The following is a 12,301-nucleotide window of genomic DNA, read 5'->3' on the forward strand; positions in this document are numbered from 1 at the left end:
AAAAAGCGTGATCACTCGAAGTGACAGTATGTTTATTAGAACGGATAATGCGCACTGTCAGTTCGAGTGACCCCGCTTTTGGGCGGGGTTGTATCGAGAACATTTTAAAGTAATAAAAATAGTATAGATTTATAGGAGAGCTTCTCGATACAATCACGCTGAAAAAGCGTGATCACTCGAAGTGACAGTATGTTTATTAGAACGGATAATGCGCACTGTCAGTTCGAGTGACCCCGCTTTTGGGCGGGGTTGTATCGAGAACATTTTAAAGTAATAAAAATAGTATAGATTTATAGAAAAACTTCTCGATACAATCACGCTAAAAAAACGTGATCACTCGAAGTGACAGTATGTTTATTAGAACGGATAATGCGCACTGTCAGTTCGAGTGACCCCGCTTTTGGGCGGGGTTGTATCGACAACATTTTAAAGTAATAAAAATAGTATAGATTTATAGGAGAGCTTCTCGATACAATCACGCTAAAAAAGCGTGATCACTCGAAGTGACATTATGCGAGCATTTATGCCCAACAGTAAGAACGCACTGTCAGTTCGAGTGACCCCGTTTTTGGGCGGAATTGTATCGAGAACATTTTAAAGTAATAAAAATAGTATAGATTTATAGGAGAGCTTCTCGATACAATCACGCTAAAAAAGCGTGATCACTCGAAGTGACATTATGTTTATTAGAACGGATAATGCGCACTGTCAGTTCGAGTGACCCCGCTTTTGGGCGGGGTTGTATCGAGAACATTTTAAAATAATAAAAATAGTATAGATTTATAGAAAAGCTTCTCGATACAATCACGCTGAAAAAGCGTGATCACTCGAAGTGACATTATGTGAGTATTTATACCTAAGAGTAAGAACGCACTGTCAGTTCGAGTGATTCTGCTTTTTTGCAGAATTGTATCGAGAACTTGGTAATTAAAAATTAAAATCATGAAAATCTACTATGTTTACATTTTAAAATGTTCTGATAAAACGTATTACACAGGTTTTACCTCTAATCTTGAAAAACGTTTTTTTGAGCATCAACAAGGAAAGCATTTAGAAAGTTACACCTACAAAAGAAGACCTTCAGAATTGGTTTTTTATTGTGAATTTACAGAGGCAGGCTTTGCTATTGACTCCGAAAAGCAAATAAAAAAATGGTCAAGAGCTAAAAAGGAAGCTTTAATTAATGATGAATATGAAAAACTTCCTAATTTAGCCAAGAAGAAGTTTGAGTAGTTATTTTGAAAACTTCTCGATAAAAAATTCTTATTCTCACTATAATTTATTCTAATTTTAATCGAATAAATCACTCGAATTGAAAGAATTTCACTCGAAATGACAGTATGTTTATTGACGCTGATGACGCGCACTGTCAGTTCGAGTGATTTTGATTTTTAATCGAAATTGTATCGAGAACACTTTAGCAATTTAAACTTAAAATACGAAACAAAAAAAATGTCAAAATTATATTTAGTTCCTACGCCAATTGGTAATTTAGAAGACATGACTTTTAGAGCCATCAGGATTTTAAAAGAAGTCGATTTTATTTTAGCCGAAGACACCCGTACAAGCGGAAAACTTTTAAAATATTACGAAATTGCTACCCAAATGCACAGTCATCACATGCATAATGAGCACAAATCTATTACCGGAATTTTAAATAGAATAAAAAACGGAGAAACTTGTGCTTTAATTTCTGATGCTGGAACTCCTGCAATATCAGATCCTGGTTTTTTACTCACAAGAGCTTGTGTAGAAAATAAGATAGCAGTAGATTGTTTACCCGGCGCAACGGCTTTTGTACCTGCGTTGGTAAATTCTGGTTTGCCAAATGATAAATTTATTTTCGAAGGTTTTTTACCTGTTAAAAAAGGACGACAAACACGGTTTTTACTATTAGCAGAAGAAACGAGAACCATGATTTTTTATGAATCGCCGCATAAATTAATAAAAACATTAGGTCATTTTATAGAATATTTTGGCGCCGACAGACAAGTTTCTGTTTCTAGAGAACTCACAAAAATGTTCGAAGAAACCATTAGAGGAACTGCCACAGAAGTTTTAGCCCATTATACAAATAAACCACCAAAAGGAGAAATTGTTGTAATTGTTGACGGGAAGAAATAACTGTTTTATGAAGACCTCACAGGTTTTTAAACTGAACTTGATTCAATATATAAACCTTTGAGGTCTAACAATTAGACTTCGACAAGTTCAACCAAACATTTTTAGAGCAAGACCTCACAGGTTTTAAAAACCTGTGAAGTCTATGAACTTATTTTATTCTTCAATATCAAATAAATACTCTACTGTTACTTTAAAAAAACGAGCCATTTTAATTGCTAAAGTCACTGACGGATTGAATTTATTATTTTCTATGGCATAAATAGTTTGTCTAGAAACACCTACTTTTTCAGCTAAATCTGCTTGCGTTAAACTATGTCTTGCACGTTCTACTTTTATGAGGTTTTTCATTAATAAATTCTTTTCTTAAGTGCAAAAGTTGCTAAATAAATCCACAGAAATAAAATTATGAAATAATCTAACGTTAATTCTATTTCTTCTGAAATTGTGTAAGAAATAATAGTTATTCCTAAACCAACAAATGATGTTAATTGAAAAGATTCGAGTCGTAACTTATTAATATAATCGTCTTCTATTTTTTCTTTAGAAAACATATATATTAACATTCCCAATAATGAAATAATTTCAAACAAATGTAAAACAGAAATAGAAAATATGTTTTCAAAATAATTATATTTTGTTGATTTTATAGTTCCAGTAAATCCATGCATAAAATCTTGATAACCCGAAATTGCAAAAAAACTTATAAATAAAACAAACCCTAACTTTTTACACCAATTTGGTAACATTTTAATTTTCATAATGCTATTATTTTTATACAAATGTAAATTAAACTTTACATTTAAATAATAATAAACGTCTTTATTTTTTTATTATTAAAATTATAGAAACTGTTATCAAACAAAAAAACCAACTATATAAAATTCTTTTAAAAATTTATGTAGTTGGCTAGTATCTTAAAATGAACATTTATTCGTCGAAAAATTAAAAAGAATAATTAGTTAACACTACATTTTTTTTGTGGTAATAATAATCACCCCATTAGGAGCATTGTACTTCTTAATGGCTACTTCATCTTTTACAACTTCCACCTTCTCAATGTTATCAGGTGTTAATTTTTTCAGCGCCTCTTCGCCTGAAACTTTACCATCAATAATTACTTTTGGCCCATTTTTACCCCCTATTTTTTTATCATCATCCGTTATTTCCAATTCAGAAACATCAGTTGAATCGAGTATTTTCGTCGTAATTAAAACGACACCATTTGGAGCATTATATTTTTTTAAGGCTTCCTGTTTTTTTACCACAAATACAGATGTTATTTTACTTTGATCAATCAAATCCATCGGAAAATCGAATATTTTCCCGTTTACATAAATAGTGGGTTTTTCTCCGTCTTTTAATTTTACATAAAGCTTCTCTTTCAAGTCTTTTTCATTTGCTGTTTTTTGCGCTTGCACCAACGAAATTGAGAAGAGCATCATAATAATAGGAAACAATAATTTTTTCATTTTTTATATTTTTAATTGTTAATAAGGTTTATTTATCTGATTTTGTGTACACAACGATCAAATCACTTTCGAGAATAATATGGTGTACTGTTTTCGGTACCTCAACATCTACAAACATATTTTTTGCTTCATTTAATAAAGCTTGTTTTTCGCCATTACTTAATTTGTTTCTATCTAAATTGCCAACATACAAAGAAACTATAAGCACTATTGAAGCAGCTACAGAAAAAAAGGTGATTTTAAAATTGTTCTTTTTAACTTTTTTTTCATCAAAAGACTTCCATAATTTTTCATTCAAATTCTGAGGTGTCTTTATTTGATGATTATGTATAAAATCAGCTAAAGCCTTTATTTCTAATTCATCTTCGTTTACATTATCAAATAGTTTTTCCTCTTCCTCTAAAGAAGTTTCTCCATTTTTATATTTCTCAATCAGCCTATTCATAGTTTCCTCTTTCATAACTATATGTATTTTCTAATGCTTCACTTATCTTTTTTCTTGCTCTTGATACTAAAACACGAGCGTGTGTTATTTTAATGTCCATAATCGTAGCTATTTCGGCAAAATCATAACCATCTAAATCTCGCATTATAAAAACTTCTCGCTGCTGTTTGGGTATGTTTTTTAAAATCTCAATAATAATTTCATTTAATTCTTTGTTTTCTAATTCAGTTTCTCCTTGTGTATCTTTTAAAAGATTTAGATATAATTCTCCGTCATTGACTAAAACTCTTTTTTTTCTTAAGATATCTAAACAATAGTTACGTGCAGTTAAAAAAACAAACCCTTTAATGTTTGGATGCTTTTCTAGTTGATCTCTTTTCTCCCAAAGTTTAATCATTATTTCTTGAAGCGCATCTTCTGCCTTCGTTTTATCACCAAGCAAACGTGCAACCAAAGGAAATAAGCGGTCTGATAACGAAAAGATAGTAACTTTAAAATCGTTTTTATTCATTCTACTTATATAACGTATAAATGCATCAACTTATAACAAATAAATCTATTTTAATTTTTAGTTTGATAAAATTAAGCTCGAAAAAAGAAACAATGAAAGCAAAATACCCTTTTTTTATTTTAATTTAGATGTAAAATTTAAACATGACAATACAGCAACTCAAAACCAAACTAAAAACACAACCAACAGAAATTACGTTTGCAGAAACAATGCAACTAATTGATGAAAACTACACCTTTACGCCAACAGCTTTTACAAACGGAAACATCAAAAACAACCTAGGAGAAAATTCTGGTTCTTGTAAATTATTCTCCTTTGCAATCCATGAACAATTAACAAAAGAAGAAACGCTGCTTTGTTTTGCAGAACATTATAGCACTGTTTTAAAAGAGAAGAATGGTGGTTCTCATCAAAATATTCGTAGCTTTATACAAACAGGTTTTGACGGTTTATCCTTTGAAAATAAAGCCTTAAAATTAAAATAGTACACATGAAGCTACCCACTTTTATCCTTAAAATTTCTTTTAGTATTATCCTATTTTTTAGTATTGCAATTAGCGCCCAAAAAAAAACAATTAAAGTGCTGTTTGTTGGCAATAGTTTTACGTACTATAACAATTTACCTCAAGTAGTTTCTGCCATGGCAAAAACACAAGGTTTAATCATAGAAACTAGGCATTCAACCGTTGGAGGTTCTACGTTGCAAAACCATTGGAAACGAGAAAAAGGAACACAAACTCGCAAAATGATTGAGAATGAAACTTGGGATTTTGTGGTTTTTAACAATCATAGTTTAAGCACTATTAAAACCCCAAAAACCTTTTTAAAGTTTAGTGAAAAATTTGCTGATTTAGTAAGAAAAAAAGGAGCTGAACCTGTTTTTATGATGACTTGGGCATACAAATCAAATCCTTTAATGTTGCCAACAATCGTTAAAATGTATAATGAGTTAAGTGAACTCACAAATTCAGATTATGTTCCTTGTGGTCCTCTTTTTGAAAATGCCATAAAATACAGACCAAATTTAGAATTATTTCATGATGATAAACATCCTTCTCCAAACGGAACCTATCTTTTAGGTTTGGCATTCTACAAATATTTTACAGGAAAAATAACCGCAAATATTCCTAGAAATCTAGCAACATTAGATACTAACGGACAAAAACTATTTTTAATTTTTACGCAACAAAAAGATGCTGATTTTCTTCAACAAATAGTAGACGAATTTCCTTTTAAAACTCAATAATAAAAAATAATAGAAACAATTCTAAAAAGTTTGTTCCATCATAAAATTAAATTTATTGTTTTTTACCATAAACAATATTTATTATTTTTGTTTTATAACGTAAACACTTTTTATGTATTTTGTTTTATACAAGAACGTTTTTTCGTATTTTTGTCTACATATAAAAACAATTATGCAAAGTTTATTTGATTTTCACGAAATTTTACTAGCAAATACTTCCGCTTATAAAAGGTATTTATTAAATAAAATAGATTGGTCTAATAGACTAATCGCTATAAAGGGCGCAAGAGGTTCAGGTAAAACAACTATTTTATTACAACAAATAAAGTACAACCTCACTTCTAAAGACGTTGCTTTATACACTTCTTTAGATGATTTATACTTTTTAGAAAATACATTAGTTAGCTTGGCAAAAGAATTTGTGCAACAAGGTGGTACTCATTTATTTTTAGACGAAGTTCATAAATACCCAAGTTGGTCTCGTGAAATAAAATTAATTTATGACCAATTTCCAAAATTAAAAACGGTGTTTACCTCGTCTTCTATGTTAGAAATTTACAAAGGAGAATCTGATTTAAGCAGAAGAGCCGTTTCTTATTTTTTAAAAGAATTATCTTTTAGGGAATTTATTTATTTTGAAAAACAAATTAAACTTCCAACATATTCTTTAGAAGAAATTTTAAAAAATCACAAAGAAATAGCAAGAGAGATAAATTTAAAACTACCAACACCAATTAAAGAATTCAAAAACTATTTAGAATACGGTAATTATCCTTATTTTTTAGAAAATAAAAAAAGTTACTTAATTAAACTGACTCAAACGATTCAATTAATTTTAGAATCAGATTTAAGTGCTATTGAAAACATGACATTTGAAGATAGCAGAAAAATTAAAAAATTACTCGTTGCCATTGCACAAAGTGTGCCTTTTACGCCAAATATTTCTAAATTAAGCGAGCGTTTGGGAATGTCTCGCGTGTTTTTAATAAATGCCATAAAATTACTCAACAGAGCAGATTTAGTGATGGAATTATACAAACCAACAAAGGGAATTGGCGCATTAACAAAACCAGAAAAATTGTATTTAAACAACACCAATTTAATATATGCTTTAGCACCAAAACAAGCAGAAATTGGCACATTAAGAGAAACTTTTTTTGCAAATCAGATGAAACATATTCACGAAATTCATTTAGCAGAAAAAGGCGATTTTATCGTCAATAAAAAATACACGTTTGAAATTGGCGGAAAAAATAAACCCACAAAACAAATTAAAGGTATTGAAAACAGTTTTGTAGTTAGAGATGATATGGAAGTTGGTGGGTTAAATATAATTCCGCTATTTGTATTTGGATTTATGTATTAAAAATGAAAAAACTAATCTCTGAAATAAAAAACTGTACAATTTGCGAACCTCATTTAGATTTGGGTGCAAAACCCATTGTCTCATTCACAGAAAACTCTAAAATTTTATTAATCAGTCAAGCACCAGGAAGAATTGCTCATGAAAAAAATATCGCTTGGGAAGATCCTAGTGGAAAAATTTTAAGAAATTGGTTAAACGTAACGATGGATGAATTTTACAATCCTGATAACTTTGCAATTTTTCCTTTAGGTTTTTGTTATCCCGGAAAAGGAAAAACAGGCGATAAGCCTCCACGAAAAGAATGCGCTCCTTTATGGCACTCATCTGTAATGAAAAAGTTTGAAAATGTGCAATTAAAGATTTTAATTGGTGGCTATTCTCAAAATTACTATTTGCCGAATCACAAAAAAGAAAACCTAACAACGAAAGTAAAAAATTATCAAAACTATTTGCCTGAATTTTTTGTTTTACCTCACCCTTCTCCTAGAAATCGTTTTTGGATGCAGAAAAACCCTTGGTTTGAGAAAGATGTAATTCCTGAATTACAAAAAATAATTAAACATATTATTCCATAAAAAAAGCCAATCATGTTCAAAAAATCAATCCTTTTACTATTACTTTTATGCATCTATTGTAAAAATGAAAAAAAAATAAAACTTTCTTCGGATACTTATTCAGCTATCATCAATCAAGAATTTACAGGCGATTTAGCGTTTGAAACGACTTCTTTTGTTGAAAAATATTGGCGAGTTGTCGGGAATACTGGCTTTAATAATACTATTTATAAAATTGCCGAAGAATTAGAAAAAGCAGGGTATATTTTAGAGGAAAACGCTTCCGAAAAAGATATTCTAACCTATCGAATAGAAAAGCGTCCGCTTAAAGAACCAACTTGGGAATCTGTAAATGCAAGTGTAGAAATTGAAGGCAAAAAAGAAGAACCTCTCTTAACACATTCTTCCAACAGAAACATGATTGCTTTAAATTCTTACAGCACGCCAAAAGAAGGAGTTGTAGCGGAAGTTATCTACATCAAAGACATCACAAATATTGGTAAAATTGATGTAAAAGGCAAAATAGTTTTTGCAGAAACAAGTCCATCTGGCATCTTTAAAGCCGCTATTGTTACTGGCAAAGCAGCAGGAATTATGACCTATAACAATCCTGATTATTTACAACCAGAAAAAAATACAACTTCTATTCAATTTCGCTCAATTCCTCATGATTCTATCCATAAACCTTGGGCAATTGCGATGTCTTTTGCCGCAAAAGAACGTTTAAAAAAATCTTTAGAAAAAGGTAAAACAATCTTACATGTAAAGATTGAAACCAATATTTATCCATCCGAAGAATTGACCATTGTTGCCAATATTAGAGGAAATCAACTTCCAAACGAACGCTTGGTTTTTAGTGCACATGTGCAAGAACCTGGTGCAAATGACAATGCAACCGGAGTTGGTGTTGCGCTTGAGATGGCTTCATTAACTGCAAAATTTATCCAACAAAAACAATATCAACCAAAAAGAACCTTAACGTTTTTATGGGGCGATGAAATGATCTCTACAAAAAGATATGTACAAGAAGATGCTATTAGAGCCAAAAACATTAAATGGGGAATTTCTCTTGACATGGTGGGGGAAGACACTGAAAAAACAGGCGGAACCTTCTTAATTGAAAAAATGCCCGACCCTAGCGCAATCTGGACACGAGGAAACGACAAACACACAGAATGGGGCGGTTCTAAAATGCGTTTAGACCAAATGAAACCTCATTATTTAAATGACTTTTTAATTGATAAATTTAAAGCACAAGGAAAAAGAGCCAATTGGGTGGTAGCAACAAATCCGTTTAAAGGAGGAAGCGATCACGTTCCGTTTTTAAGAAAAAATATACCAAGTGTTTTATTTTGGCATTTTACAGACCAGTTTTATCATACAGATAATGATAGAATCGACAAGGTTTCTAAAACGACTTTAAAAAATGTAGGAACCACTTCATTAATTGCAGCGTATACTTTGTTAAATGCGGATGAAAAAACTGCAAAATCGATTATTATTGATGTAGAAAAAGCTGCTGTACATCGATTGAATGAAGAATTGAAACAGAGTAAAATAGCTATCAATAAAGGAGATTCGTTAGCAACACAAATCGAGATTATTACTGCTTGGAAAGATTGGTACAAAAAATCTTTTGCAAGCACTTTAGACTTAGTTTCTGATGAGAAAGGTGTCAACAAAGAAATTGAAAAGGCACAACAATTAATGGATTCAATCTCATCAAACATTATACAAGAACTTCAAAAAAAATAATAAAAAAAACATCATTGCAAAATCGATAAAACAATCTGTAAATGAATAATTTAGAGATTGCTTCGTTCCTCGCAATGACGCTGTTTTTAAGCTACTTATTTTAAATTAAATACAACTTTTTAATCTAAACCACCTGATCTGTCTGGTGATCTTGGTGTTGGCCATGTTTGTTGTTCTCCTGTTCTTGAGTTTACGGGTAAAACAATTTGTTCTCTAGACGTTCTTTCTGGATCTTCACTTGCCATATATGCTAAAATTGCCGTTAAAATAGCATTATTTCTAACATCATCGAACACAATTTTATCATAAGTATCTCTGTTAGTGTGCCAAGTGTAATTCCAATAAGACCAACTTATAGAACTCAAACTAAATCCGGGAGCACCTGCTGCAACAAAAGCGGCATAATCAGAACCTCCACCACTTGGGTTTCCAGGAAAAGTAGTTTCTATGTGTTTGGTAATATCTTTTGGCACGGCAGCAAGCCATCTTCCTAAATAATCATAAGAATGTAAAAATCCTTGACCAGAAATATTCACAACTCTTCCCGTTCCGTTATCTTGATTAAACAATGCTTGCATGTTCTTCACAATCTCTGGATGGTCTTCTACAAAAGCTCTAGAACCATTTAAACCTTGTTCTTCGCTTCCCCAAAGGCCTACTAAAATAGTACGTTTAGGATTCGGATACATTTTCTTTAAAATACGCAACGCTTCCATCATTACTAACGTTCCTGTTCCGTTATCGGTTGCGCCTGTTCCTCCATCCCAAGAATCAAAATGAGCAGAAAGAATTACATATTCGTCTGGCTTTTCTGTTCCTTTAATTTCTGCAATCGTATTAAAAGTGGGCACTTTGCCTAGTTCTTTAGATTTTGCAACGATATGAATTTGAGGTTTATCGCCATATTCTACCATTCTGTATAACATTCCGTAATCTTCTAATTCTAAATCTACAGTCGGAATTTTTTTAGTTCTTGAGCTAAAAATTTTATTAACCCCAAAACCTTTAGACCAGCTTGATGCTACAATGCCTACTGCACCAGCTTCTTCTAAAGCAGCAATAATAGAACGAGAAGTATATCCTGTATTACTCATGTTTTCTCTCCATGCTTTTGTTTGCGCATCTCGGTCCTTTTTCATTTTTGTAAAAGATTCTTCCGTAGCAAATTCTTCCCAATTATAATCAGGTCTTCCTGTGGGTTGTTTCATGGAAATCATTACAAGCTTTCCTTTAATTGTTGCCAACCATTTTTTAAATTCAGCTTCATTTTCTACGGTTGGTAAAACAACCAATTCAGCTTTTACTCCTGTATCTGAAGTAGCAGCACTCCAAGCCAATTGCGTACCTTTTAAAGACTGAATTCTAGGGTATACCATATCGATATGAGTAATGCCACGTTCCCATCCGCGCCATTCTCCCCACTTTTCATTTCTTGCAGAAATTCCCCAAGAATTATATTTTGCAACCGCCCAATCATTGGCTTGCTTCATTTGTGGCGTACCCACCAATCTAGGTCCAATAACGTCCATCAATTCATGACCTAATTTTTCTAGTTGTGAGTTTTCATTGGCTTCTTTAATAATGCCTTCTATAATGGCATCTTTTTCTTGAGCCATGAATATAAATGATGATAAAAGAAAGAAAAGTGTAATTCTAATGCGATGTTTCATAATGTTCATTTTAGTAATTATTTATATATTAAAAGCTTATTACTGAATGATTTCTCTAGAGGTGTTTACCAACTTCAAAACCATGTTTTCCTAAAAATTGGTTGCCACTATCTATGGCGTCTTTTTCTAGCGTTGTTCCCATAGAATCGTTCCATCTATTTAAATACCCAAAAAGAGAAATTACACCTAGCATTTCTACAATTTCGCCTTCGTTCCAATATGTATATAATTCTTCTTTGATATTTTCATCCACAGCATTTGGCACCATAGAAGCTGCTAAAGAAAAATCTAACGCTGCTCTTTCTGCATCAGAAAAAGCACTATGTGTTCTATACTCCCAAATATTATCTAATTGCTCTTGTTCTGCTCCATAACGCTCGGCAGCTCTAATGGCGTGGGCCTGACAATATCTGCAACCTGCTGCATTGCTAGAAACCCAAGCAATCATTCTTTTTAAGGCAGAAGTTACGCGTCCTTCATTTGCCATTACAGCTTTGTTTAAGTTGATAAAGGCTTTAGAAATAGCAGGTCTCCTTTGCATTGTTAAAACCGAATTTGGACAAAACCCCAAGGTTTCATTAAAAAATTCTGCCAATTCTTTGGTTTCTAAATCGTGTTCTGCTGAAAGCGGAGTTACTAATGCCATGTTTTTTATTTTCTTATTAAACTAAAACTTCCTGTTTTTTCTATTGAAAAGCCGTTTATATCTGTTAAAATTACTTTAAACCAATAACTTGTAGAAGGCAATATTTTTCCTTGATAAATTCCGTTCCAACCTTCACTATTTTCATCTAATCTAAAAAGTAAAGTGCCAAATCTATTGTAAATCAAAACCTCAAGTTTCGCACCTCCAAAGAACGTAAGAACATTGAGATTTAGATTTTTTTTTGAGTGACTTTAAGTAAGTTAAACACTTGATCATTACAAGTTTATTGCTTTTGTTCCAAAACTGACTTTTCAAGCTACTATTCGGTTAGTTTTAAGTTAGGATCTGGCTCAAAAATTCTTTTGATCCTGTGAAAATAATCAGAATCAGCTATCATCCTAGTCATCATTTTTCGAGAATCTACCTCGGGAAATAGTTCTTCCACAATGGTAAGAATAGCAATAAGTAATGCGATGAGCCTTTGATGTAATCTTACTTCAAGACATTCTGCCTTA

General features: G+C 31.7%; 16 protein-coding genes. 7 read left to right on the forward strand and 9 right to left on the reverse strand.

Features of this window, described 5'->3' with window-relative positions; genetic code table 11:
- Window positions 1-942: 942 nt before the first annotated feature.
- Window positions 943-1,233 carry a GIY-YIG nuclease family protein gene (locus tag ES044_RS17150; RefSeq protein WP_147120528.1) on the forward strand — a complete coding sequence of 97 codons (291 nt, stop codon included), beginning with the start codon at window positions 943-945 and terminating at the stop codon, window positions 1,231-1,233.
- Between the two features lie 219 nt (window positions 1,234-1,452).
- Window positions 1,453-2,124, forward strand: a complete 672-nt coding sequence (rsmI, locus tag ES044_RS17155; protein WP_147120529.1) for a 16S rRNA (cytidine(1402)-2'-O)-methyltransferase — start codon at window positions 1,453-1,455, stop codon at window positions 2,122-2,124.
- Window positions 2,125-2,277: 153 nt separating this feature from the next.
- Here rsmI and ES044_RS17160 read toward each other — a convergent pair whose 3' ends face one another.
- The 5 genes from ES044_RS17160 to ES044_RS17180 all read right to left on the reverse strand — a co-directional run bounded on the left by ES044_RS17160 (window position 2,278) and on the right by ES044_RS17180 (window position 4,549).
- Complete coding sequence (locus tag ES044_RS17160) at window positions 2,278-2,472, reverse strand: helix-turn-helix transcriptional regulator (RefSeq protein WP_147120530.1); 195 nt, start codon at window positions 2,470-2,472, stop codon at window positions 2,278-2,280.
- On the reverse strand, window positions 2,472-2,882 hold the full coding sequence (locus ES044_RS17165; RefSeq protein WP_147120531.1) for a hypothetical protein: 411 nt from the start codon (window positions 2,880-2,882) through the stop codon (window positions 2,472-2,474). The genes ES044_RS17160 and ES044_RS17165 overlap by 1 nt, the downstream gene beginning before the upstream one ends.
- A gap of 207 nt (window positions 2,883-3,089) precedes the next feature.
- Window positions 3,090-3,593 (reverse strand): hypothetical protein, encoded by a 504-nt coding sequence (locus tag ES044_RS17170; protein ID WP_147120532.1) that lies wholly within the window; start codon window positions 3,591-3,593, stop codon window positions 3,090-3,092.
- A gap of 28 nt (window positions 3,594-3,621) precedes the next feature.
- Window positions 3,622-4,053, reverse strand: coding sequence for a hypothetical protein (locus tag ES044_RS17175; RefSeq protein ID WP_147120533.1), 432 nt, complete (start codon window positions 4,051-4,053; stop codon window positions 3,622-3,624).
- Window positions 4,031-4,549 carry an RNA polymerase sigma factor gene (locus tag ES044_RS17180; RefSeq protein WP_147120534.1) on the reverse strand — a complete coding sequence of 173 codons (519 nt, stop codon included), beginning with the start codon at window positions 4,547-4,549 and terminating at the stop codon, window positions 4,031-4,033. Before ES044_RS17180 ends, ES044_RS17175 begins: the two co-directional genes overlap by 23 nt.
- A gap of 143 nt (window positions 4,550-4,692) precedes the next feature.
- Here ES044_RS17180 and ES044_RS17185 point away from each other — a divergent pair, with 143 nt between their 5' ends.
- From ES044_RS17185 to ES044_RS17205, 5 genes are all read left to right on the forward strand, one after another.
- Entirely contained in the window at window positions 4,693-5,034 is a 342-nt protein-coding gene (locus ES044_RS17185) for a HopJ type III effector protein (protein ID WP_147120535.1), read from the forward strand.
- A gap of 5 nt (window positions 5,035-5,039) precedes the next feature.
- Entirely contained in the window at window positions 5,040-5,795 is a 756-nt protein-coding gene (locus tag ES044_RS17190) for a DUF4886 domain-containing protein (protein WP_147120536.1), read from the forward strand.
- A 172-nt stretch (window positions 5,796-5,967) separates the two neighbouring features.
- On the forward strand, window positions 5,968-7,161 hold the full coding sequence (locus ES044_RS17195; RefSeq protein WP_147120537.1) for an ATP-binding protein: 1,194 nt from the start codon (window positions 5,968-5,970) through the stop codon (window positions 7,159-7,161).
- A 2-nt stretch (window positions 7,162-7,163) separates the two neighbouring features.
- Complete coding sequence (locus ES044_RS17200; RefSeq protein ID WP_147120538.1) at window positions 7,164-7,736, forward strand: uracil-DNA glycosylase family protein; 573 nt, start codon at window positions 7,164-7,166, stop codon at window positions 7,734-7,736.
- A 12-nt stretch (window positions 7,737-7,748) separates the two neighbouring features.
- The gene (locus tag ES044_RS17205) at window positions 7,749-9,470 is read left to right on the forward strand and encodes a M28 family peptidase (protein WP_147120539.1); all 1,722 of its coding nucleotides are present in this window, start codon (window positions 7,749-7,751) and stop codon (window positions 9,468-9,470) included.
- A 119-nt stretch (window positions 9,471-9,589) separates the two neighbouring features.
- On the opposite strand, the gene ES044_RS17210 is transcribed toward ES044_RS17205, so the two are convergent.
- The 4 genes from ES044_RS17210 to ES044_RS19075 all read right to left on the reverse strand — a co-directional run.
- Complete coding sequence (locus tag ES044_RS17210) at window positions 9,590-11,140, reverse strand: M20/M25/M40 family metallo-hydrolase (RefSeq protein WP_189663335.1); 1,551 nt, start codon at window positions 11,138-11,140, stop codon at window positions 9,590-9,592.
- Between the two features lie 55 nt (window positions 11,141-11,195).
- Window positions 11,196-11,786, reverse strand: coding sequence for a carboxymuconolactone decarboxylase family protein (locus ES044_RS17215; RefSeq protein WP_147120540.1), 591 nt, complete (start codon window positions 11,784-11,786; stop codon window positions 11,196-11,198).
- Window positions 11,787-11,791: 5 nt separating this feature from the next.
- The gene (locus tag ES044_RS17220; protein ID WP_223269264.1) at window positions 11,792-11,971 is read right to left on the reverse strand and encodes a T9SS type B sorting domain-containing protein; all 180 of its coding nucleotides are present in this window, start codon (window positions 11,969-11,971) and stop codon (window positions 11,792-11,794) included.
- 134 nt (window positions 11,972-12,105) lie between these two features.
- The coding region (locus ES044_RS19075; RefSeq protein WP_223269086.1) for a hypothetical protein at window positions 12,106-12,301 on the reverse strand (196 nt) is incomplete at its 5' end.

The sequence above is a fragment of the Polaribacter sp. IC066 genome, assembly GCF_007997085.1.
Lineage (GTDB): Bacteria > Bacteroidota > Bacteroidia > Flavobacteriales > Flavobacteriaceae > Polaribacter.